Annotated in this window: 23 protein-coding genes and 1 tRNA gene; 7 read left to right on the plus strand and 17 right to left on the minus strand. The window is 61.0% G+C overall.

Annotated elements, in window-relative coordinates; genetic code table 11:
* From rplT to PSN43_RS09120, 5 genes are all read right to left on the minus strand, one after another.
* The gene (gene rplT / locus PSN43_RS09100) at positions 1–354 is read right to left on the minus strand and encodes a 50S ribosomal protein L20 (RefSeq protein WP_014321735.1); all 354 of its coding nucleotides are present in this window, start codon (positions 352–354) and stop codon (positions 1–3) included.
* 183 nt (positions 355–537) lie between these two features.
* Entirely contained in the window at positions 538–735 is a 198-nt protein-coding gene (rpmI, locus tag PSN43_RS09105; protein WP_015416378.1) for a 50S ribosomal protein L35, read from the minus strand.
* 41 nt (positions 736–776) lie between these two features.
* A complete protein-coding gene (gene infC / locus PSN43_RS09110; protein ID WP_272700439.1) occupies positions 777–1307 on the minus strand; it encodes a translation initiation factor IF-3 in 531 nt (176 codons plus the stop codon).
* Position 1308: 1 nt separating this feature from the next.
* Positions 1309–3246 carry a threonine--tRNA ligase gene (gene thrS, locus PSN43_RS09115; protein WP_272700403.1) on the minus strand — a complete coding sequence of 646 codons (1938 nt, stop codon included), beginning with the start codon at positions 3244–3246 and terminating at the stop codon, positions 1309–1311.
* A gap of 219 nt (positions 3247–3465) precedes the next feature.
* Positions 3466–3540: transfer RNA gene (locus PSN43_RS09120), tRNA-Val, on the minus strand.
* 197 nt (positions 3541–3737) lie between these two features.
* On the opposite strand from PSN43_RS09120, the gene PSN43_RS09125 reads away from it, so the two are divergent.
* A complete protein-coding gene (locus PSN43_RS09125; RefSeq protein ID WP_272700404.1) occupies positions 3738–4139 on the plus strand; it encodes a VOC family protein in 402 nt (133 codons plus the stop codon).
* Between the two features lie 69 nt (positions 4140–4208).
* Here PSN43_RS09125 and PSN43_RS09130 read toward each other — a convergent pair whose 3' ends face one another.
* From PSN43_RS09130 to PSN43_RS09150, 5 genes are all read right to left on the minus strand, one after another.
* Positions 4209–4898: a DVU0298 family protein gene (locus PSN43_RS09130; RefSeq protein WP_272700405.1), complete on the minus strand. Its 690-nt coding sequence runs from the start codon at positions 4896–4898 to the stop codon at positions 4209–4211.
* 85 nt (positions 4899–4983) lie between these two features.
* Positions 4984–5610, minus strand: coding sequence for a tetratricopeptide repeat protein (locus PSN43_RS09135; RefSeq protein WP_272700406.1), 627 nt, complete (start codon positions 5608–5610; stop codon positions 4984–4986).
* A gap of 15 nt (positions 5611–5625) precedes the next feature.
* The gene (locus PSN43_RS09140; RefSeq protein ID WP_272700407.1) at positions 5626–5991 is read right to left on the minus strand and encodes a hypothetical protein; all 366 of its coding nucleotides are present in this window, start codon (positions 5989–5991) and stop codon (positions 5626–5628) included.
* A 3-nt stretch (positions 5992–5994) separates the two neighbouring features.
* Positions 5995–6813, minus strand: a complete 819-nt coding sequence (locus PSN43_RS09145) for a YkgJ family cysteine cluster protein (RefSeq protein WP_272700408.1) — start codon at positions 6811–6813, stop codon at positions 5995–5997.
* 290 nt (positions 6814–7103) lie between these two features.
* On the minus strand, positions 7104–7292 hold the full coding sequence (locus PSN43_RS09150; protein WP_066802455.1) for a ferredoxin: 189 nt from the start codon (positions 7290–7292) through the stop codon (positions 7104–7106).
* A 287-nt stretch (positions 7293–7579) separates the two neighbouring features.
* On the opposite strand from PSN43_RS09150, the gene PSN43_RS09155 reads away from it, so the two are divergent.
* Positions 7580–8782 (plus strand): aminopeptidase, encoded by a 1203-nt coding sequence (locus PSN43_RS09155; RefSeq protein WP_272700409.1) that lies wholly within the window; start codon positions 7580–7582, stop codon positions 8780–8782.
* Between the two features lie 264 nt (positions 8783–9046).
* Complete coding sequence (locus tag PSN43_RS09160) at positions 9047–11008, plus strand: molybdopterin biosynthesis protein (protein ID WP_272700410.1); 1962 nt, start codon at positions 9047–9049, stop codon at positions 11006–11008.
* Here PSN43_RS09160 and PSN43_RS09165 read toward each other — a convergent pair.
* The 4 genes from PSN43_RS09165 to PSN43_RS09180 all read right to left on the minus strand — a co-directional run bounded on the left by PSN43_RS09165 (position 11005) and on the right by PSN43_RS09180 (position 13790).
* Positions 11005–11235: a cold-shock protein gene (locus PSN43_RS09165; RefSeq protein ID WP_272700411.1), complete on the minus strand. Its 231-nt coding sequence runs from the start codon at positions 11233–11235 to the stop codon at positions 11005–11007. The genes PSN43_RS09160 and PSN43_RS09165 overlap by 4 nt on opposite strands.
* Positions 11236–11329: 94 nt before the next feature.
* Positions 11330–11485 carry a hypothetical protein gene (locus PSN43_RS09170; RefSeq protein WP_272700412.1) on the minus strand — a complete coding sequence of 52 codons (156 nt, stop codon included), beginning with the start codon at positions 11483–11485 and terminating at the stop codon, positions 11330–11332.
* 296 nt (positions 11486–11781) lie between these two features.
* On the minus strand, positions 11782–12048 hold the full coding sequence (locus PSN43_RS09175) for an RNA recognition motif domain-containing protein (protein WP_071544271.1): 267 nt from the start codon (positions 12046–12048) through the stop codon (positions 11782–11784).
* Between the two features lie 251 nt (positions 12049–12299).
* Positions 12300–13790, minus strand: coding sequence for an ABC transporter ATP-binding protein (locus PSN43_RS09180; RefSeq protein WP_272700413.1), 1491 nt, complete (start codon positions 13788–13790; stop codon positions 12300–12302).
* Positions 13791–13869: 79 nt separating this feature from the next.
* On the opposite strand from PSN43_RS09180, the gene PSN43_RS09185 reads away from it, so the two are divergent.
* The 4 genes from PSN43_RS09185 (at position 13870) to PSN43_RS09200 (ending at position 18099) form a co-directional block, all read left to right on the plus strand.
* Positions 13870–14793, plus strand: a complete 924-nt coding sequence (locus PSN43_RS09185; RefSeq protein ID WP_272700414.1) for a DUF362 domain-containing protein — start codon at positions 13870–13872, stop codon at positions 14791–14793.
* Between the two features lie 40 nt (positions 14794–14833).
* The gene (gene hypF / locus PSN43_RS09190; RefSeq protein WP_272700415.1) at positions 14834–17164 is read left to right on the plus strand and encodes a carbamoyltransferase HypF; all 2331 of its coding nucleotides are present in this window, start codon (positions 14834–14836) and stop codon (positions 17162–17164) included.
* Positions 17161–17871: a DUF3298 and DUF4163 domain-containing protein gene (locus tag PSN43_RS09195; RefSeq protein WP_272700416.1), complete on the plus strand. Its 711-nt coding sequence runs from the start codon at positions 17161–17163 to the stop codon at positions 17869–17871. The genes hypF and PSN43_RS09195 overlap by 4 nt, the downstream gene beginning before the upstream one ends.
* Before the next feature lie 69 nt (positions 17872–17940).
* Positions 17941–18099: a YqaE/Pmp3 family membrane protein gene (locus PSN43_RS09200; RefSeq protein WP_269942148.1), complete on the plus strand. Its 159-nt coding sequence runs from the start codon at positions 17941–17943 to the stop codon at positions 18097–18099.
* A 350-nt stretch (positions 18100–18449) separates the two neighbouring features.
* Here the strand turns inward: PSN43_RS09200 and PSN43_RS09205 are convergent, their stop codons facing one another.
* From PSN43_RS09205 to PSN43_RS09215, 3 genes are all read right to left on the minus strand, one after another.
* Positions 18450–19634, minus strand: a complete 1185-nt coding sequence (locus PSN43_RS09205; RefSeq protein WP_272700417.1) for an NAD(P)-dependent oxidoreductase — start codon at positions 19632–19634, stop codon at positions 18450–18452.
* A gap of 34 nt (positions 19635–19668) precedes the next feature.
* Positions 19669–20811, minus strand: a complete 1143-nt coding sequence (locus tag PSN43_RS09210; RefSeq protein WP_272700418.1) for a pyridoxal-phosphate-dependent aminotransferase family protein — start codon at positions 20809–20811, stop codon at positions 19669–19671.
* A gap of 231 nt (positions 20812–21042) precedes the next feature.
* A complete protein-coding gene (locus PSN43_RS09215; RefSeq protein ID WP_272700419.1) occupies positions 21043–22743 on the minus strand; it encodes an autotransporter family protein in 1701 nt (566 codons plus the stop codon).
* Positions 22744–23008: the final 265 nt, after the last annotated feature.

Raw genomic sequence — 23008 nt, forward strand, 5'->3', positions numbered from 1 at the left:
TTAGCTCACTTTGGCCTTGGCTGCCTCTGCGATCTTGGCGAACACCTGCGGGTCGCGCACTGCCATATCCGCCAGAACCTTGCGGTTCAGCTCGATGCCGGCCTTCTTCAGGCCATCCATCAAGCGGCTGTAGGACATGCCGTTGATGCGGGCGGCGGCGTTGATGCGCATGATCCACAGCTTCCGGAACTCGCGCTTCTTGCGCTTCCGGTCCTTGTAGGCATGGCACAGAGCCTTTTCCACACGCTCACGAGCGGTGCGGTACAGGCGGGAGCCTGCGCCGCGGTAACCCTTGGCCATTTTCAGATATTTGTTGTGACGCCGCTTGGCGGCAACTCCACGCTTTACTCTCATGGTAAAACCTCCATCGCTTCTACTACCTCCCGGGCCGGACGGACTCCCCCGGCGAGGTGGATTGCTTTATAGGTTGAAAGGGATCAACGGGCATCTCGTCTGGGTCGAGTCGGCGAACGTGCGAGCCGGGGCCTTTCCCCGCCTCTCTTGATACGCCGCCGACAGACCTAATCAGTCGGATTGCTAGCCGTTGGGCAACTGACGACGAACAGCCTTCATATTGGTAGAGTCCACGGTAGTGGACTGGCCCAGGCGACGCTTTCTCTTGGCATTCTTCTTGGTCAGAATGTGCCGGAGATTCTTGCGGCGGCGCTTGAACTTACCGGTAGCGGTCTTGGAAAACCGCTTGGCGGCTGCACGGCGGGTTTTGATCTTAGGCATAGTATCCTCCTAGAAAGGGACAGGTGGTCCCTCGCGAGTATCTATTTTTTCACCGGAGCGAGCATCATTGTCATGGTCCGTCCTTCCGACATGGGCTTGCTCTCGACTTTGGCTAAATCTTGGGTGTCCACTACGACTCGTTCGAGCATGGCAAGCCCGCGGTCCTTATGGACTATTTCACGTCCCCGGAAGAAGATGGTAACCTTGCAACGGTCGCCGCCCTCCAGGAACTTGACGATATTCTTGAGCTTGGTCTGGTAATCGTGCTCGTCGGTCTTGGGCCGGAACTTGACTTCCTTGATCTTGATTACGGTCTGTTTCTTCTTAGCTTCCTGCAGCTTCTTCTGCTGCTGGTACTTGAACTTTCCGTAATCCATGATCTTGCAGACAGGCGGGTCGGCGTTGGGCGCGACCTCCACGAGATCAAGACCCTTTTCCCGGGCGCGATCAAGCGCGTCGCGGGTTGCCATGACACCAAGCTGCTCACCGTCATCATCCACGACCCGCACCTTGGGGATGCGAATCCTTTCGTTGCGCCGGACCAGGTCTTCCCTCTTCTGGTCGCGGCGGATGTTACCCCGAAAAGCTATAACTCATTCCTCCTGCTTTGAAGGGCGCCTTTGCAGCATCAAGAATCAACTGCGCAGCTTCCTCCAGTGTCACCATCCCGGGGTCCTCTCCGTCCCTTGAACGGATGTTGACGCACCCGGCCTCAACCTCTTTGTCACCGATTACCAACATGTACGGGATCTTCTCGACTTGAGCTTCCCGTATCTTGTAGCCAAGTTTCTCGTTGCGAGTGTCCGCTTCGATGCGGATGCCCTTGGAAACGAAGAACTCCTTGGCTTTCTTCACAAAATCAAGTTGCGAGTCAGTCACATTCAACAAACGTGCCTGAACGGGAGCCAGCCATACAGGATACGCGCCAGCACAATGCTCCGTGAGCACGCCGATGAAGCGTTCGATGGAGCCGAGCATGGCGCGATGGATCATCACGGGCCGGTGCCTCTCGCCGTCCTCGCCGACATATACTATGTCAAAGCGCTCTGGCAAGGTGAAATCTACCTGAATCGTACCGCACTGCCAACTCCGTCCGATGGAATCACGCAGGTGGAAATCGATCTTCGGGCCGTAGAACGCGCCGTCGCCCTCGTTAATGGCATACGGCATACCCGATTTATCCAACGCCTGGCGCAGTCCTTCGGTGGCCAGCTCCCAGTCCGAGTCCGAACCGATGGACTTCTCCGGGCGGGTGGACAGCTCCACGTCGAACTCGTAATTGAACAGGGCGTAGATGTCCTTGTAGAACTTAATCAGGTTGAGGATTTCCTCCTCCACCTGATCCGGGCGGCAGATCAGATGCGCGTCGTCCTGGGTAAAGGTGCGCACGCGCATGAGCCCGTGGAGCACGCCGGACTTTTCGTGGCGATGGACCACGCCCAGCTCGAAGTAGCGCTGCGGAAGATCGCGGTAGCTCATGATCTTCCTCTTATAGATGATCATGTGCGCCAGGCAGTTCATGGGCTTGATGCCGTAAGCCTGCTCGTCGATTTCCGTGAAATACATGTTTTCGCGGTAGTTGTCGTAGTGACCGGACTTCTCCCACAGCTCACGCTTGAGGATGATCGGCCCCTGAACGAGCTCGTAGCCGCGCTTGAGGTGCTCCTTGCGCTCGAAGTCCTCAAGGATGGTCCGCAGCAACATGCCGCGCGGATGCCACAGGGACATGCCCGGACCAATCTCGTCGCTGAAGGAGAACAGGTCGAGCTGCTTGCCGAGCTTGCGGTGATCGCGCTTCTTGGCCTCCTCCAACCGGGTCAGATACTTCTTGAGCGCCTTGGGGTCCTCCCAGGCGGTGCCGTAAATGCGCTGGAGCTGCTTGTTCTTCTCGTCGCCGCGCCAGTAGGCCCCGGCCACGGAAAGCAGCTTGAACGCCTTGATCTGGCCGGTGCGGGCGACATGCGGGCCGCGGCACAGGTCGGCGAAGTCGCCGTGGGTGTAAATGGAAAATTCGTCGCCGCCCAGGTCATCCATGATTTCGGACTTGTAGGTCTCGCCCTTGGCCTCGAACATCTTCTTGGCGTCGGCCTTGGACATGACCGTGCGGACGAACTCCTTGTTCGCGCCGACCGAGGAGAGCATCTCCTTCTCGATGGCTTCCAAGTCCTCGGGAGTGAACGGACGTTCGTAGTCGAAGTCGTAGTAGAACCCGTCGGTGACGGAGGGTCCGATGGTCACCTTGGCGGTCGGGAACAGTTTCTTGACGGCTTCGGCCATGACATGGGCGGCAGAATGCCGAATGACGTTGAGCCCTTCCTCGCTCTCGGCGAAGACGGGCTCGATGGTAGTGCAGGTACCGGCAACGGGAGTGGACAGATCAACGGTCGTTCCGCCGCATTTGGCGGCCACGACGTTCTTGAACTGTTTTTTGGACAACCCTTCTTGAAGGGCGTCGGCGCAGGTGGCGCCGTCGGCCAATTCAACCTGTTTACCGGAGATATCAACCAACACTTCGTTTCTCCCTTGTCCGGCGGGCCGCCGGAACATTATGGCGCGCCAAATTGCGACGCCGTGAAATACCTGATCCGCAGGCTGCGGTTCACATCCGCCAAGGGGAATAGGTAGGGACGGAACCCGGGGCCGTCAATGGGCGACGGCTCAGTTCGGCGATTTCGCCTGCTTCCTCAAAAAATGAAAGGGAGGCACTAGGCCTCCCTTTCGGGGATGTTCTGGTAGGCGCGGAGGGATTTGAACCCACGACCCTTTGCACGTCAAGCAAATGCTCTCCCCCTGAGCTACGCGCCTTCACGTCGAAGCGGAGTGGAAAGTATATGGAGGGCGGTCAGTTGTCAAGCACGATGTGTATTTTTTTTCCTTTTCACGAATCATCCTTTCGCCTCCTCCCCGCAAACCCGCTGATGCCGCCATTTTTTGATTCTCCATGGTGGCGCAACCATTTGATTTGACGTACGGATACAGGAACAGCAACCAAGGAAAACCACATGAATCCGATAGAAATTTCTCCAACCATCACGGTTGAGGACCTGGCCCCGGCCAGAACCTTCTACACAACCCACCTGAACGGCCGCCTGATTTTCGACTGCGGCTGGTACATCGGCCTGGCATTCGGCGAAGGCGGCCCCACCCTGCACTTCATGCAGCCGCAGAACCCCGGCCACCAACCATACGGCGGCGGCCTGACCTGCAACCTCAAGCTGGAAAGCGCGGCCGCCGTCGAGGAGGCGCACGGCCGACTGACCGAAGCAGGACTGCCCATGATCATGCCTCTGGAGGACCACCCATGGGGCGACCGCGGGTTCTGCACCCTCGATCCCTACGGCGTGGCGCTGTACGTCTATGTGGAAATCGAACCAAGCGAGGATTTCAAGAAATACCACTTATAAGGGATACGTCGGACAAGACGGGGCCGCCGTGCGTGCCGCCCCGTTTTTTTCACTACTGGAGGTCAACGGCTACCCGAGATCCTCAAGGGCGTTGCGCACCAGCTCGCCCACGGTGGTATCGACAAGCTCGCGATGGAGAAAAGTGCGTATTTCGACGGGATCATCCGCCAGGGCCGCCATTCCGCCCCTGGCCCCTTCGGCCTTGATGAGACCGAGCACGCGGGCCGCGTAGGCGCGGTTGTACGGGTCGGCGTCGTCCAAAGCGGCAACGAGGTATTTTTCGCCGTGCGCCACCAGCTCGGGCCGCACCTCGGCCAAGCGGGCCAGCCCCCAGTAGACGTCGCGCCGCAATTCCGGGTGATCCAGGAAATTGCCGTCGCACTCCTCGTCACAGAATATGTAGGAAGCCAGGATCTTGTGAAATTCCTTGGCGATGCGTTCGCTGTTGACCATGGCCTCGCCCATGAAATGCGGAATTCCCCAGCCGAGGTTGCCCGACTCCTCGTTCATGTACCACATGAGCGTGCGCATGAGGATGCGGGCCTTCTCCATGGATGCCTCGGCCATGCGCGCGGCAGTCAGCCCGAAGGCCGTAGCGGACCGCCAGCGCACCGTCTCCAGGCGGTCCAGGCGAAGATTCAGAAGAGGCGGGACCAGGTCCACGGGACGATAGTCGTCAAGCTCGACGAGCCGGGCCTGCCAATCGTCATCGGCCAGGATATCGTGGACGGCCTTTTTGATGCTGCGGAATCGTGACATGCAAACCTCCATGAAAAAAGGGAGCCGTCAATGGACAGCTCCCTTGATATAATCATCTTTTCGGACCGGGCAACAGGAACGATTCTTATTTCGCGATATTGTCCTGCACTTCCTGGCGAAAATCAGCCGGGACCTCAAAACCGGATTCCTCGGCCCGCTCGATGCAGGTGGCCGCCTCGGCCCAGTTGCCGCGCTCGGCCTCGATGATGGCCTTGTTGTTCCAGCCGGGGCCGAAGTGGGGCTGCTTTTCGAGAAGCGACTTGAGGATCATGTCCGCTTCCTCGTATTCGCCCATGGCGATGAGCACGCTGGACATGGTCGCCTGGGCCTGGGCGAACTCGGGATCGAGCTTCAGGGCCTTCTTCAGGGACTTGTGCGCCTTGTCGTTGTCGCCCTGCTGCATGTAGACGAAACCGATGTTGCCCCAGGGCACGGCGAAGAACGGCCGTTGCTGGGTGGCCTGAACGTTGTAGCTCAGGCAGGAATCCATATCGCCGCGCTGCAGGGCGATGCCGCCGAGCTGCACATAGGCTTCGGCCATGCGCGGAGAATGCGCCACGGCGTCCAGAAACTCGCGCTCGGCCTCCATGAAGTCGCGGCGGGAAAGATAGGCCACGCCCAGATTGTAATGGGTGTTGCCGCAACTGGGGTTGTCGCGCAGCTTGGACTTGAGATCGGCAATGTAATCATCAATATTGTCGAAGTGTTCCATGTGAATATCCTCGCTTTATGGCTCGACGCCGTGTTTCTTGCAATGCTCAGCGTACCAGAGGCAGAATTCGTAGATGGGTCGAACCTTCTCGAAGTTCATGACCAGCATGACGTTGAACTCGTTGACCTGGTCGATGTATTCCTGATTCAGATGCCTGCCGGACTGCAAAATGAAAAGCTGGGTCAATTGTGCCTGGGTCAGGCCGGTCTTCTCCACGCGAATGTCGATGGGATCGAACGGGGCCGCGAACGGGTCCCAGTTCTCATAGCCCAGCCGGTCGACGAACTTGCGCCGCCGGGGCGACATCTTCTCGTACATGTGCCGCTTGCGGGCCTCGACCTCGTGTTCGGGCATTTCCTCGTAATTGACGGTCTTGGTCATAGGCTATTCCTTGCCGCCGAGTACGATGGACTCGCCGCAGGTTTCGCAGGAGGACTTGGATTCGGTGCAGGAGGCGCAGGCTGCGGACTTCGCCGGGCCCTTGGCCGCCGCCGGAGCGATGATCTCGCGCGGCTGCACCTCTTCCTCGGGGCTCTTCTCACGCAGGTTGGTCTTTTCACCCACGCCGAGATACGCCTCGTCGTACTCCGTGACGATGGCCATGGACACGGGCAGAAGCATCTCGCCCAATTCGCGGAAACGGGAGCCCACGCCCGTCTGGATTTCCTTGCCGATGGCCAGGAGCCTGTCCAGGATGATGTCCATGTTCACGGTGGGGTACTTCTCGCCGCCCTTGAACCCGGCCTTGTTGCAGGTATGGGCCTCGCCCCCGATGGAGGTGGGCACGCCGTACAGCCTGCAGGTGATGGGCCGGTTCTCGTAGATGGAGCAGAGATCGTCGTCGCCCAGCATGGGACAGCGCACACGGGCCTTGGCCACTTCGAGCAGGATCTCATTGACCGGGCGGCCTTCCTGGCTCGCCTTGAATACCTTGCGCTTGAGCTTGTGAATCTGGCGATCGGCCTTGTCGGCCCGGTCCAGAACGGCCGAGCGCTCCATGCCGGAAAATTTTTCGTTGAACTTGGCGTTGATGTACATGGCCTCGACCAGCGTCACATCGAACAGGGCGTAGCAACAGTCGCTGCATCCCTTGCCGCATTTGACCAGGTCCGGCATCTCGGTTTCGAATTTCTTGAAGACCGCATCGACCTCGGCCACGATGGCTTCGTATTTTTTGAAATACTCGGTAAAATCAAGGGCCATTCTGTCTGCTCCTGGACCGGCCCGGCGGAGACGCCGGCCATGGGTGTGGTTGCTCAGACCAATTAAGTCTTGATTCGACGCCGTCAACCGACGGCCCCCAAAAAAAGGGCCGGGGTTGCCGGATGGGAAGACGAGACGATCCCCGACAACGGCTCCGGCGCCGAACAGGCCTGGACCGGAACATTTTCCCGTGGCCGCGACCCGCTGCGCAGCCACTCTTCCGGCGGCCTCAAAATGGAACGGGAGCGCCGGATACCCGCCGCTCCCGTAACCATATCAAATCGTGAAGACTAGTTTTCTTCGACGGTGATGGCGTCGTTCTCACAGACCTCGACGCAAGACTCACAACCGAGACATTCGTCTTCGTTGACCGCAACGGCTTTGCCGTCCTGAAGTTCGTAAACTTCAACGGGGCAAACGTCCACGCATTCGCCGTCGCCGGTGCACTTGTCGGTGTCGATAGTGATAGTGTAGCCCATTTTTCCCTCCAGAAAATAATTTGGGATGCCCGCCGTATGCGGGACTGTTTCGCGCGCTGCCCTTTTGGCCTGCGACCGGGGCGAGACACGACATTTCAAGGTACGATGCCGACCATGCAGGCCGGGCACGAACTTGCTGATATATTCATGCCCGCCATGTGTCAAGACATGAAAGCGCTTTTCAAAAGTCCTGCAAATTCCCGTTTTCCCCCACCGCTTGTGATGCGGCGCGGAGTCGTTTACTCTGACTGCCTCAAATACCGCTCATAACCAAAAGAGGTACCCATATGTTCACTGAAAACGAATTGAAAAAATATGCCGAGACATTGTGGTGGGGGTTGTCCACCGCCCGCACCAAACCATATAAGCCCGGCGATTTCGTGCTCCTGCGCTTCGACACCGACGCCATGCCCCTGGCCGACGCCATGTATGATCTGCTCATAGGAAAGGGCATCAACCCCATCCCCCGTCAAAACCTGACCCCCCACATGGAGCTCTCCTTCTATGGAAAGAGCGACGAAAACCAGCTCACGGCCATCCCGGCGGGCGAAAAGGAATTCGTCGGGGGGCTCAACGGGCTCATCTCCCTCATCGCCCCGGCCTCTCTGACGCATTTGCAGGACGTCGATTCCAGACGCATCGGACAGGCCGCCGTGGCCCGCAAGTTCATGCGCGACATCATGGAAAAGCGCGAGCAGTCCGGCGACTTCGGCTGGACCCTGTGCATCTACCCCACCCCGGCCCTGGCCAAGGCGGCCGGATTGTCCATGGACGAGTTCAAGGCCCAGGTCGTCAAGGCGTGCTACCTGGACGACGACAACCCGCCCGCCCGCTGGCACGAGATTTTCGAAGAAACCCAAAAGGTCAAGGCATGGCTCAACGCGCTGGACGTCGAACACCTGCGCATCCAGTCCGAGGACACCGACCTCATCGTCACCCCGGGCGAACAGCGCCAATGGCTCGGCGTGTCCGGCCACAACATCCCGTCCTTCGAGATATTCCTCTCCCCGGACTGGCGCGGCACCGAGGGCGTCTATTACGCCGACCAGCCCTCCTTCCGCTCGGGCAACTTCGTCGAAGGCGTGCGTCTGACCTTTGAAAAGGGCGTGGCAGTCAAGACCGAAGCCAAGTCCGGCGGCGAATTCGTGGCCAAGCAACTGACCCTGGACGAGGGGGCCAACCGGCTGGGCGAATTCTCCCTGACCGACCGCCGCTTCTCCAAGATCAACGCGTTCATGGCCAACACGCTGTTCGACGAGAACTTCGGCGGCCCCCAAGGCAACTGCCATGTAGCCGTAGGCGCGTCCTATGCCGACACTTTCGCCGGAGACCAGTCCACGCTGGACAAGGCCCGGAAGGAGGAACTCGGCTTCAATGATTCCGCCCTGCACTGGGACCTGGTCAACACCCAGCAAAAGACCGTCACCGCCACCCTCAAGGGCGGCGAAGAGCTCGTCATCTACAGGGACGGCGAATTCCAGTACGAATAGACTCACAAGAAGGGGAAGGTTCCGTCGCAAGGAACCTTCCCCTTTCTCCCTTCCCTACACTCCACGCAGCTCCTCCCCTCCCCATGGTCCGATTCGAGGACACCGCTTTTTCTCGGGAATTCCGGGAAAAAATTTGCTATTATTGCCGCCGGGACGTTACACCAACGCCTGTTCACCCATGCCGCGAAAGTGCGAAAACAACTCAGCAAGAAAGGTCAAGGCAGACTCCGCGCGGGGTTCCCTTGGCCGCCGGAGGCATCCGACATGACCAAACGCAATATATATTTGAAGACGGTCCCGCCCGAAGAAGCCGTGGCTCTGGCCAAGGCGCACCTTGACCGCGAGGCTCTGCTCGGCACCGAGCAGGTGCCCACCCACGAGGCCGCGGGACGAGTCACGGCCGGTCCGATATACGCGAAGTACTCATCGCCCACCTTCCACGCGGCGGCCATGGACGGCGTGGCGGTGTCGGCGGAATCCACCTTCCTGGCCCGCGAGGACGCGCCCGTGGCCCTCGCGCTCGGCGAGGGATTCGTGTTCGTCAACACGGGCAACCCGCTTCCCGAGGGCAAAAACGCGGTGGTCATGATCGAAAACGTGGTCCAGAAAGATGAAGCCACCGTGCTCATCGACGCGCCAGCCTTTCCGTGGCAGCACGTACGCCGCATCGGTGAGGACATTGTGGCCACCGAACTGCTCATTCCCCAGAACCGGGAGCTGACGCCGTCCGACATCGGCGCGCTCATCTCGGCGGGCATCTATGAGGTGGAGGTCCGTGAACGGGTCCGAACCATCTTCCTGCCGACGGGCGACGAAGTGCTGAATTTCCTCGACAAGCCGGAACCGTGCGCCGGACAGGTCATCGAATCCAACTCCCAGGTTTTCCGCGCCTACGCCAACGGCTGGGGTATCGACGCGGATTGGTCCGCGCCAGTGCCGGACAACGAGGACGCACTGCGCGGGGCGGTGCTGGACGGGTTGGCCAAGGGGTGCCACATGGTCGTGGTCGGCGCGGGGTCGAGCGCGGGCAGCAAGGACTATTCTAAAAAGGTATTCGAATCCATCGGCGAGGTTCTGGTCCACGGCATCTCGGTCATGCCGGGCAAGCCCACGCTGCTGGCCGTGACCGACGAACGCAGCGGCTATCCGGGCAGACTCCTGGTGGGCGCGCCGGGCTACCCGGTATCGGCCGTGGTCTGCCACGAGAAAATCCTTGCGCCCGTGGTCCATTGGCTCATGGGCAAATCCGCGCCCGAACGCAGGCTGACGGACATCGTCCTGGCCCGCAAGACGCCGTCCAGGCCGGGGATGCGCGAAGCCATCCGGCTCGCCGCGGGACGCATCGGCGAGAACATCGTGGGCGCTCCGCTGGCCCGGGGAGCGGGCATGATAACGACCATGACCAAAGCCCAGGCCGTGGCCTACATTCCCGAGGACGTCGAGGGCGTGGAACAGGGCGAGACCGTCCGCGCCGAACTGCTGGTCCACAAGGGCGACCTCGACCGGGTGCTGGTCCACGTGGGCAGCCACGACAACACCCTGGACCTGCTCGCCAACGAACTCATGGGACTGCCCGAACCCCTGCGGCTGGTTTCGAGCCACGCCGGATCGATGGGTGGCCTGACCGCGCTCAAGGCGGGCTCGGCCCTGTTCGCCGGGGCGCACCTGTTCGACCCCGAGACCGGAGACTTCAACTTTCCGTTCATCGAAAAGTATCTTGGCGGCCTGCCGGTGACCGTGGTCAACCTGGCCATCCGCCACCAGGGGCTCATCGTGCCGAAGGGGAACCCGCTTTCCATCCAGGGGGTCGGCGACCTGACCCGGAAGGACGTGGTCTTCATCAACCGCCAACGGGGAGCCGGGACGCGTATCCTCCTGGACCATCATCTGAAAACGGCGGGCATCAGCCCGCGCGATGTAGCCGGATACGAGAACGAGGAATTCACGCACATGGCCGTTGCCGTGAACGTGCTCACCGGCGCGGCCTCATGCGGGCTGGGCATCTATGCCGCGGCCAAGGCGCTGGACCTGGACTTCGCGCCCTTGGCCCACGAACGCTATGATTTGATCATTCCCGAAAAATACGTCGGCGACGAGCGCATTCAAACTCTCATCGAGATCATCGGGAAAAAGGACGTCCAGGCCAGAATCAAGGCGCAGGGCGGATATGAAACGGATATGACCGGCCGGATTATGGAGCCGGGCATGGGATTGGGGCAGGACTAGCTCAGGCCGACGGTCCCGGCTTCCTCGGTCGGGCGGACTTCCACGGCCTTGGGGCCCGTTTCCTCGTCCACGAGGCCGAAGGTGACTTTTTCACCGGGTTCCAAGGTCTGGAAACCGTCGCGGACGATTTCAGTGTAATGGACGAAGACGTCACGCCCATCCTCACCGAGGATGAAGCCGAATCCCTTCTGCTCGTTGAACCAGGTCACTTCGCCCGAGTGTCGCACTGTCGCCTCCGCAGGAAATCGAATGATTTTTGCCTGACATTACCCATTGGCCGGGGTCTTGGCAATACGCGGCCAACCCCGGCCTGCTTCGGAATCAGGAACCGCCGTCCTCGTCCTCGGACTCATCATCCTGGCCAGGCTCAGAGCCTTCCTGTTTCTTCAGCAGCTTACGCTGTTGTTTTTCTTCTTTTTTCTTTTTCTTAGCCATCTCTTTCTGCCGTTTCGCAAACTTATAATTTGGCTTGGCCAAAACAACTCCCTGTTCAGGGTTAACGGCCCAAGGCCGCAAAAAACGGAACCTATATCATTAACTCCCCGCTTTGGAGGCGGAACGCCGTGGAGCGAAAAAGCCCGCGCCGAAGGCGCTTGCAGGGGAAGCAAGGGTGCGGCCCTTGCCCGCATGAGACGAAACAGCCCGGCCTTTGCCGCGAAGCGGCTTTCAACGCCCGGTCTTCCCATTCAGGGAGTTAACGGGAAATCCCCCAAAAAAAAGCCCGTCCCTCCTCGCGAGAGACGGGCATCGATGCCTTTATCAGGCGCGCTGGGCTACCAGCGGGGACGCTCGGCGCGGGGCTTGGCTTCGTTGACCTTCAGGTTGCGGCCACCGAAGTCCTTGCCGTCCAGAGCTTCAATAGCGTCCAGAGCGGCGGAATCGTCGTCCATTTCCACGAAGCCGAAACCGCGGGGGCGGCCGGTCTCACGATCTTCGATCAGTTTAACGGAGGAAACCTGGCCGTGAGCCTCGAAAGCCGCGCGGACTTCGTCTTCGGTTGCGGACCAGGGCAGATTGCCGACATAGATATTCTTAGACATGGTTATTCACTCCCGTGAATGCGGTATGATGCTTAAGCATCGATCTAAATAAAAAAGAAGCAGCGTACACGATGCGCACACTGCTTCTCGATATACCTGTTTCCTTTCCCCAGTCAGCGTCGGCCGGAAATAGACCGTCCCTACAGGGGTACGCTGACACACTGATGGGCACATTTGGACAAAAAGAGAAACAAGTCAAGGGGTTTTTCTAAATTTAAAAGGAATAATCCCGACCAGTTCCGACATCCCCCCTATCCTAAGGCCCTCTTACCCTTTGCGATATCGCCGCAAAGGCGCATTTGCCCACCCTCAATTTCCAAAATCCGGTTTATGGCCGGGATACGGTCCTCGGGGTAATGAGAGACCATTATCAGGGGTGTTCCGGCCTCTGCGAGGCGTTGGACAAGCTCGATCAGGTGCGCCCGCGAAGCGGGGTCCAGACCGGACAGGGGCTCGTCCAAAAGGAGCAGTTTCGGACCGGGAGCCATGGCCCTGGCCAGGAACACGCGGCGCTGCTGGCCGTAGGACATGTGCCGGAGCCGCCGGGAGCCCAAACCCTTGAGGCCGACGATTTCCAGCCACTGCTCGGCCCCGAGCCGTTCCCGGCTGGTGGGCTCGTCGAGCATTCCGACGGACCCCCGAAACCCGGACATGACCGTCTCTTCGGCGGTCACCTCCCAGCCCAATTCGCGGGCATAGCTCGCCTGAAGCGCGGGCGAGACCACGCCTATGAGCGGCCGGGCCTCGTCCATGGTCATGCCGCCCAGCCTCTCCACCGCGCCCGTTCCCCGCTCGCCGTCGGCATAGGGCGCGATCTCGCTGGTAATAAGCTTGAGCAGCGTGGACTTGCCCGCTCCGTTCTCGCCGAGCACGAGCCAATTCTCGCCGGGCAGGACCTCCCAGTTGATGCTGTCGAGGATGCGGACGCCGTCGGCCACCACGGACACGTTCTTCATGCGCAGGAGAAAATCGAAATGGTCCGACGCGGGTGCGGGCGGCAGGTCGCAGGCAACCATGTCGGGGGCCGTCTCGCTCAAAGCCCGCATGGCCTGATCCCGAACGCCCTCGGCAAGCACGCGCCCGTTGTCCAGGGCCAGCGCCCGGTCCACGCACTCGGGCAGGTCCCCTGCGCGGTGGGCGGCGCAGACCAGAGTGGCGCGCTCCGCGGCCAGGCCGAGCAGTTCGACGACCTCGACGCGCGCCCTCGCGTCCAGCCCGTCCAAACTCTCGTCCAGGAGCAGGATATCCGGCTCCGGCGCAAGGGCCCTGGCCACCAGCAGCTTACGCACCTGCCCCGTGGACAGCGCGCGCAATTCGCTCTCGGCCAAATCTCGGATACCCAGCCGGTCGATGACCGCGTCGGCCGCCCTCTCCTGTTCCGGAGACGCGGGCTGGTACAGGATGGGCGTGTCGAAGAATCCGGCCAACACCACATCGCGCCCCTTCACCCTGGGCGTATGAAGAAAGTAGAAGTCCTGCATGTCCGCCGAGACCAGGCCGATGCGCTGCCGCAGGCCCAATACGGACCGTTGCGGCCCTTCGCCCAAATCGTAGACCCGCTCCCCGCCGGGGTCGGGGGTGATTTCGCCGCGCAGGAGCCGCAGCAGCGTGGTCTTGCCAGCGCCGTTGCGCCCGGTCACCGCCGTGTGGCCGCCGCGTTCCAACCGCCAATCGAGCGGCCCGAGCAGTCGCCTGCCGTTTCGGGTCACGCTCACGTCTTTCAAGGATACAAGTGGATTCATGCGGCCACTCTCTCCTTTCACGGCCCGGCTGGCAACCCCCGACTTGTCATCCGCGACGGCCGGGCCTATGCTGCCCGTCATGCCCGAAACCGTCGCCATCCTCAGGGTTCCGGAATACCGTCCTGAACAGCTCGCCCAGGCCGTGGCCGCGCTTCTCGAAAGCATCGGCTTCGCTCCCGCCCATGGCGATCGGGTGCTGGTCAAGCCCAACCTCGTCAACGGAAGCAATGCGGCCCACTGCACCACCCATCCACAGGTGGTTCGAGCGGCCTGCGCATGGCTGCTGGACCACGGCGCGAGAGTGACCGTAGCCGACTCCCCGGCCTTCGGGTCCGCCGCCTCCGTGGCGCGCGCCTCCGGGCTCGAAGAGGCTCTGGCCGAACTCGGCCTCGATGTGCGGAGCCTCGCCCGGCCGACCCCCCTTCCGCTCACCCTGGGCGGGACCATCGGCCTGTCGCTGGACGCCATGGAAGCGGATCGCATCCTCAACCTGCCCAAGCTCAAGGTCCACTGCCAGATGACCCTGTCGGGCGCGGTCAAGAACCTGTTCGGCTGTGTAGTGGGCTTCCGCAAGGCGCTGGCTCACAACCGGCTCGGACACAGCCACGCAATTTTCCGGTCCATGCTCATGGACGTGTATCGTGCCCTGCCGCAGGCCGCGCACCTCATGGACGGCGTCCGCCCCATGCACCGGGACGGCCCCATCAAGGGCGAGCCGTTCCCGCTGGGACTCATGGCCGCGGCCGAAAACGGCGTGGCCCTGGACACGATGGCCGCCGCGCTGCTTGGACTGACCCCGGAACAGGTCCCCCTGTGGGAAGAGGCGCGCCTCAGGGGAATGGAAGGCGCCGACCCGTCCGCGCTGGAGTACCCCCTGGACACGCCCGGCGCTTTCAACTCGGCCGGGTTCATTCTCTCCGAGGAACGCGAGCTTTCTTTCGCACCCATGCGGCTGCTTCGTGGAAGGCTCCGCAGCCTGTTGAAACACCTTGCAAGAAACTGATTCCCCTTGCGAAAAATAGCGTTGAACGATAAAGACAACCATGCATAGACGCCAAAAATTCACCATTACCGGACAGGTGCAGGGCGTGGGCTTCAGGCCCTTCGTCTACCGCATCGCCCTCGACCACGGCGTCACAGGCTCGGTGAACAATTCGTCGGACGGAGTGCTCATCGAAGTTCAGGGAGACGCCGGACAGGTGGACGGTTTTTCCAGGGACCTGACGGGCAAGCTGCCGCCCCTGGCGCGCATCGTCACCCTCGATTCCGAAGGAATGAAGCCGATCGAAGGCGAGGACGCCTTCATCATCCTCGAATCCACCCGCAAATCCGGGAACTCCGTGCTCATATCCCCGGATGTGGCCACCTGCCGCGACTGTCTGAACGACATGAGCGATCCGGGCAACCGGCGATACCGCTACCCGTTCACCAACTGCACCAACTGCGGGCCGCGCTACACCATCACCCGCTCAATACCTTATGACCGGCCCCAGACCTCCATGGCCAAGTTTCCCCTCTGCCCGAAGTGCGAAACCGAGTACATGGACCCGCTGGACCGGCGCTTTCACGCGCAGCCCAACGCCTGCCCGGCCTGCGGCCCGGCCACATGGCTGACCCGGTCCGACGGCACGGTCATTTCCCAGGGCGATGAATCCCTGCGGGGACTGGCCCGCGAACTGGCCCAAGGGAAAATCGCCGCGGTCAAGGGTCTCGGCGGCTTCCATCTGGTCTGCGACGCGGCCTCCCACAGTACCGTGGCCGAACTCAGGCTGCGAAAGCACCGGCCGGACAAACCGCTGGCCGTGATGGTCGCGGACATGGCTACCGCCCAACGGCTGGCTCATATTTCTCCGGCCGAGGAAGAATGGCTGACAGGCATCCGGCGTCCCATCGTGCTGACGGCGAAAAAACGCCCCTTCCCCCTAGCCCGATCAGTGGCCCCGGACACGAATTTCATCGGCATGATGCTCCCGTACACCCCGCTCCACCACATCCTGCTCCACGACTATGCGGAACTGATGGGACCGGAAGCGGCCCTGATAATGACCTCGGGCAACATGAGCTCGGAGCCCATCTGCCTGGACAACGACGAGGCCCTGGAAAGGCTGTCGTCCATCGCCGACATTTTTCTATTCCACAACCGGGACATCCTCATCCGTACGGACGATTCCGTGATCCGGGTCAATCCCGGGACGGGCGAGCCGATCTTCATGCGCCGGGCACGCGGCTTCGTGCCCTCCCCGGTTTTCCTGCCGGTCAAAGGCGACACGGTCCTCGGCGTGGGGCCGGAGCTCAAGTGCACCCTGACCCTGACCAAAGGCGACCAGGCCTTCACCAGCCAGCACATCGGCAACATGTCCAACCTGGAAACCATGCGTTTTCACAATGAGATCCAAGCCCACCTCGAAGATATCCTGCAAGTCGAGCCCAAGCTCATCGTCCGCGACCTGCACCCGGACTACATGACGTCCACCCTGGCCGAAGACCTGGGGAGCAGACGCAACGTGCCCGTGGCCGCGCTCCAGCACCACTACGCGCACATCCACGCCGTCCTTGCCGAAAACAAATTCGACGGCCCGGTCATCGGCCTGGCCCTGGACGGCACCGGGTATGGCGAGGACGGCACCATTTGGGGCGGGGAATGCCTGTTGGTCGACCCGTCCACCCTGGATCACCAGCGGCTCGCCCGCTTCGCCCACATCCGGTTGCCCGGCGGCGAGACTGCCGTGAAGGAGCCGTGGCGCATAGCTCAAGCCGCCCTGTGGGAACTCGGCGTCCGGGAGCCGGGCCGCTACGAATGGCCGTGGCTGAAACGCTTCGGAGCCGCGAGCCGGTTCCTGCCGCAATTGCTCGAAAAGGATATCAACGCGCCCAAGACTTCCAGTTGCGGAAGGCTGTTCGATGGCGTGGCCGCCCTCTGCGGACTGGCCGAAACCATCTCTTACGAAGGGCAGGCGGCCATCCTCCTCGAAAAAGCCCAAGACATGGACGAAACCGAGGCCTACCCCTGTCCGCTCCAATCCGCCGATCCGGTGGCGCTGGACACCCTTTCCCTGGTGGCGGCGGTCCTGAAGGACCTGGAACGGGGCGTGCCGGTTGCTAAAATCGCCCGCCGTTTCCACCTCGGCCTCATTGCCGGGCTGACCGAACTGGCCTTCTCCTTTTCCATGCTCCTGGACATCCACCATGTGGCCCTGTCCGGCGGAGTCATGCAGAACCTGACCCTCGCAGTCGAATTGCCCCTGGCCCTGCAAGGCGCGGGTCTGATACCCTTGGTGCATACCCAACTGCCGCCCAATGACGGCTGCATCTCCCTGGGACAGGCGGCATGGGGGATGCGGAAATTGCTGCTCAACTCTCAGGAGACCTTATGAACCGTATAGCGACCCTACTCTTCGCCCTTTTTCTGCTGCTCGTCCCGGCAACCATCCAGGCAGCCCCGCCCTGCGCCCCGCCCGTGCTGACCTCGGTTTCCATCCAGGAGGACACGCCCGGATTCAAGGTGGACGCCGAATACCCGGTGCTCTGCCAAAGCGAGGCCAGCAAGACCATCCGGGACTATGTCTCCGCCTCCATCCTCGACTTCAAGATGAGCGACCCGGAGCACGACCGGAGCTTCTTCCCCCACCAGTACGAAATGATGACCCGGTACGGGGTCTGGCCCATCGCTGGCGGCCGCTATGTTTCCGTCAAGCTCAACGTCATGTTCTACACCGGCGGGGCGCACCCCAACCACTGGCCCATGACCTGGGTCTTCGACATGACCGACGGCAGTTCGCTCACCCTGGGCAAGCTCTTCCCCAACCGCGTGGCCGCCCTGGACAAGATTTCAGCCATCTGCCGCGAAGTGCTCACCAAGTCCCTCGGAGAAATGTATCTGCCGGAAATGCTCAATTACGGCATTGAACCCCTCGGGAAAAACTTCGACAAATTCATCCTGACCCCGGAAGGCGTGGCCTTCTATTTCGCCCCTTACCAGGTGGCCCCGTATGCCGCGGGCGAACAGGTCGTAACCATCCCCTATGACCACCTGAAGGGATATATCTCCCAGGACATCGCGAAAGCCGCGCTTGGGAACTGACGGACATTGCTTCCATGCGGGAAAAACGATAAGGATAATCAAGCTTAAAAACCGCTCAAAGGAGCCCGCATGGAAATCATCCGCATTATCATCTCCGTCCTCATCCCGCCGCTGGGCGCATTCCTCAAGGTAGGCCTGGGACTTCAGTTCTGGGTCAACCTGCTCTTGACCCTCCTGGGTTATTTCCCCGGACTGGTCCACGTCATCTGGCTGCTGTCCAGACGATGACCCGACAACCAAAAGGCCCGGCATATGCCGAGCCTTTTTTTTGTTCCGAAACTTTCCGGTGAAAGCAGTAGAGGAACCGCCTTCGGCGGGATGGATGGGTGATTTCGCCTCCGGCGGCCAAAGGGGCGGGCCCCCTTTGGAATCCCTATGTCGCCTTCGGCGAAGGTTTATCAATGAAAGGCGTTCCCGGAGCAATCAGGTCTTTCAAATTGAAACAGATTTGATTGAAAAGCCATTTCCGCCCCGCAGGGGCGCAATCGGGATGCAAGGGGGTGTGCCCCTTGCCCGCCGGAGGCGAAATCACCTGACAAATCCGCCGAAGGCGGTCCCACTACTGCTTCACGCAAAGACTAAATGGTCACGCGCCTGACGCCTTCGATGCGGCTCAGGGCCTCGCGCACCTCTTCGGTGGGTTTGGCGTGGACCATATACACGGTCTGGACCTGTTCGCCGAGTTTGCGGGAATTGTTCTCGCGGATATTCACGCCCATCTCGCCCATAAGGGTGCCGAACTTGCCGAACATGCCGGGCTTGTCCTCATGGGTGATGAAGATGGTGTAGATATCGGCCCCCTCTTCCTCCACGGTCTCCCCCACGTTCACGGAATTGCCGTACTCGCCGCGCTTGAGGTATCCGGCGACCACTTCGGCGATTTCAAGCCCGGTGCGAATGCCCGCGTTGTTGGTCGAGGCTCCCAGGTGGGCGGACATGACGATGTTGTCCAGCTCCTGGAGTTTGTTCCGGAAAGGCTCTCCCTCGCGCTTGGGCTCGGACTCGTAGCAGTCCAGGGCCGCTCCCGCGATTTTCCCGGTCTTGAGGGCTTCGTACAGGGCGTCCTCGGCCACGTTCTTGCCGCGGGAAGCGTTTATGAGGTAGGCGGAATCCTTCATCAGGGCGAGTTCCTCGGCCTTGATGACCGGCTCGGCACCACCGCAGTGCAGGGAGACGAAGTCGGATTTTTCGAGCAGCTCGGGGATGGAGTCCACATAGGTCAGGGGGGCGTCGATGGAACGGTAGAGATCATAACCCAGGACCTTCATGCCGAGAGCTCCCGCCTTGGCCGCCAGGGACTGGCCGATGCGGCCGCAGCCGATGATGCCGAGCGTCTTGCCGAAGAGCTCCACGCCCTTGAACCGCTTCTTGTGCCAGGTCCCGTCCATGAGGGTGCGATGGGCGAAGGGCACCTTGCGCGCGATGGCGAACATGAGTCCCAAGGCGTGCTCGGCAGTGGCGTTGGTGTTGCCGTTGGGCGCAAACTTGACGATGACGCCCAGCTCCTTGGCCGCCTCAAGGTCGATGTTGTCCGTGCCCACGCCGCCCCGCCCGACGATCTTGAGCTTGCCGCCGTCCTTCACCCCGGCTTCGAGCAAGACCCGGGTGACTTTGGTGGCGGAGCGTACGAGCAGAGCGTCGAAGGACCCGATCTCGCTCATGAGATCGTCCTCGTCGCGTTTCTCGGTTTCAACGGTGAATCCCTGCTGTCTCAAGTACTTCCGCGCCTCTTCCACGAGGCCGTCATTGGCAAGTATCCGCATATCCACCTCCCCGTGACATGCTTATGTCGTCGATCTATCGGAGCTTATCGAGTTCTCCTTCCAATTTGGCCAGGTATTCCGTGAGCATGGCGGGCGTGATGTCACCCATGTGGCCCACACGGAAGATCGGGCGGCGGTCCGCTTCCTCCAGAAGCTGGTTCAACTTGAAGTAGCCGGGGTCCATGAGGTATCCCTCGCCGCGCAAAGCTTCCTTCACTTTCCCCTTGAGCTGGGCCGTGGTCACGCCTTCGGGGCAAATCACGGTGGAAAGAGTTGGCGAGCGGTGCCCTTCGGGGGCGAACATCTCGAACCCGTCGAGGCCGCCTACCCACTTCTCGACCATGGAACGCATCTCGCGATGGCGGGCGAAACGATTCTCGATGCCTTCCTCGTTGACGATGCGGTCGAGCTGGAACCACATCTGGTTGGCCAGGGTGGTGTTGGGCGTGGTCAGGGTCTGATTCTTGCGCGCCCGGTCGAGATGCTTGGTGATGTCGTGATGATGGCCCTTGTTGGTCACCTTACGGGCCTTCTCTTCGGCTTCGCCGGAGACGAACCCGATGCCGAACCCGGCGGGCAGGCCGAGCGCCTTCTGGGTGGCCGTGGAATACATGGCCGCACCGGACTCGGACAGCGCCAGCTCGGCTCCGCCGAAGATGGACACGCCGTCCACGATGGGCATGGCCCCATACTGCCGGACGAGCGAGCAAACGGCCTTCACGTCGTTGACCACGCCGGTGGACGTCTCATTATGGGTGAAGGAGACCACTTGGGGGCGGACTTCCTTCAGCTTGTCCTCCAGCACGTTGAGATCGATGGCCTCGCCGTAGTCGAACTTGAGGTTCACGGCCTTCTTGCCGTTGCTGGCCGCGATATTGAAATACATGTCGCCGAAGGAACCCACGGACACGTTGAGGATGGTCTCGTCCTCAGCCACCAGGGAGCGAACCGAGGTCTCCATGGCCGTGGAGCCGGAGCCGAGGCACAGAATCGGCTCGAAATCGTCGCCGCATCCGGCGAGCTTCCGCAGATTCTCGCGGATGGGCCCGAACCGCAGCTCGTTTTCCGTGTCGCGGTGCCCGAACTCGGGCAACAGAGCCGCCTCCTTGACATCCTGCCGGATGTAGGTCGGCCCCGTGATGAACAGTTTCAAAGGCGCAAAATTCGGCTTGCTCATGATCTCTACCCTTCAGTGATGATGACGGAAATGAAAAGACTACCCCATACCATGAAAAATGTTTCAAATCAGTATAACGGCAGTGGTTGAAAGGCAAGGGGGACAAGGGGATGGGCGCGGTATTCTGAACCGCATGAGACAGGCCGAACGGCCTTCCGCAAATGACCGGGTTCGTCGGCCTTCGTACGGCGCGGACCGGCCATCCTGAAACGGCCGGTCCGCCCGGAGTCTTTAAAACAAAACGCAGACCATGGCGGAACCGCCGATGGAAGTGCTGTCGTCGCCCAATTCGGCTTCGCCGTTCAACTTCAGCGACACCGCATCGGTCAGATGCGCCGCGACCCCTCCGGCGAGGAACAGGGCGCTTCGATCTTCCATTTCCGTGGACACGGCCTTGTTCTGGCCGAGCATGGTCAACTCGACGTCATCATCGCCCAGGGCGTTGCGGTATTGCCAGCCCGCCCGGACATTCAGGGAAAAGGAATCCATCATCCCGCGCACGCCAAGCTCCAGCCGTTGTTCAAGCATGGACACGTCGCGTCCGGCGACATGCGCGTTGGCGTCGCCGCCGCCGGATTCGGTATAGCTGTCCATGGTCTGCCGGGCGTAACGCAGGCTCGCGGCAGGGACCAGGGACCATTCGTCGCTCAACGCGAATTCATATCCGATGGTGGCTTCAGGCGAAAACCACCAACTGTCGTAGGAAGCCTCCGCTTCGGACTCTCCCGAAGCGGCAAGGTTGTTGTTGACCATGCGGTCGTCGCTATGGTCGAGCCAACCGCCGGTGACGGCGAGATCAATAAACACGGAACTCCAGCGTTGCCTGCCGTAGATGCCGAGGAAAGCGCCGTCCGACTTGTTGTCGAAAGACTTCGCGTTGAGAGAATCCACGTCGAAATCGTTCCAAAGATAGCCGGCCAGAACCCCCAAAGTGGTGCTTTCCGTAATGGATGCGTCATAGCCGATGGCCACGCCCATGTTGCTGGAGTCGAAGTCCAAGGTTGCCGAAGAGCCGTCGTATTTGGATGTCGAACCGAATACCGATGTCCACCAACGATCTCCGACGCAATCCAGACGGTCGCGAATCACGGATGAAACGTTGTCGGTCATGTCCGCGAGCGCGTCCGAGGAACCTGAAAACGCAGTGGGATCAAAGGTCGCGACCTGGGAGGTGGCGGCATTGTAGAAGACCGGCACCGAGCCGGTAAAATTCATGGCGTCAACTGTGCCGGAAAACTCCCAAAAAACGGAGCTGGAAGGAGCGAAATCGATGTTCACCGTAGTCCCGCCGCCCAAGTCGACGCCTCCGCCGAGGAAGGAGAAAGCCTTCAGGTTCAGCGTGTTGCCTGCCCCCAAAAAGGTGATGGCATTGGACTGGTCGCTGACGATTCTCCCGGAGTTGGTGACCGTGTTGTTGTCGTCCTCGGTCCGAATGCCGTCGGCCGAAGCGCCGTGGGTGGTGATCGTTCCCGTGTTGGTAATCGTGTTGCCGCCGCCATCGGAGGAGATGCCGTGGGCGCTCGTGCCTTGGGTAGTGATTGTTCCCGAGTTGGAGACCGTGTTGTTGGCGTCCTCGACGTGGATGCCGTCGCCAGAGCCTTCCGTGGTCGCGATTGTGCCGGTGTTGACGATCATGTTGTTCTCTTCGGTGGCGTAGATGCCCACACCGGTGTTGCCGGAGGTCGTGATCGTACCGGAGTTGACCACCTGGTTGTCGCCACCCTGGAGGTCGACAGCGTAACTGCCCGCTCCTGTGACGACGATGGTCCCGCTATTATTTACGGAGCTGGAGCCGCCTTGGGCCAATATTCCGTCCGCACCGTTCCCTGTGGTCATGAGTTCGCCCGAGTTGGTGATCTGATTGTTCCCGTCTACAAGGTGAACGCCCAAGACGTGCGAACCAGAACCGGTGATGCTACCGGTATTATTCACGGAACTGGAACCGCCTTCGGCATGAACCGCGTACGTCGTGCCGATCCCCGAGGCCGAAATCTCGCCAGCGTTATTGATGGTATGCCCCCCACCCACTGCGTTGACGCCCCTATCGCCTAAGGGAGGCGTGATACTACCGCTACCCGTAACTTCCAACGTGTCGCCCGCAGCCAAATCCTGCGTCGTGGTGGTGGGGCTGTCGATCACGTAATCCGCGGCGAACCCCGGCGTCACCGACAGGACCAAGCATAATGTGACCAGAGAC

Origin of the sequence: Desulfovibrio sp. Fe33 (assembly GCF_028532725.1) — a bacterium.
Lineage (GTDB): Bacteria > Desulfobacterota > Desulfovibrionia > Desulfovibrionales > Desulfovibrionaceae > Pseudodesulfovibrio.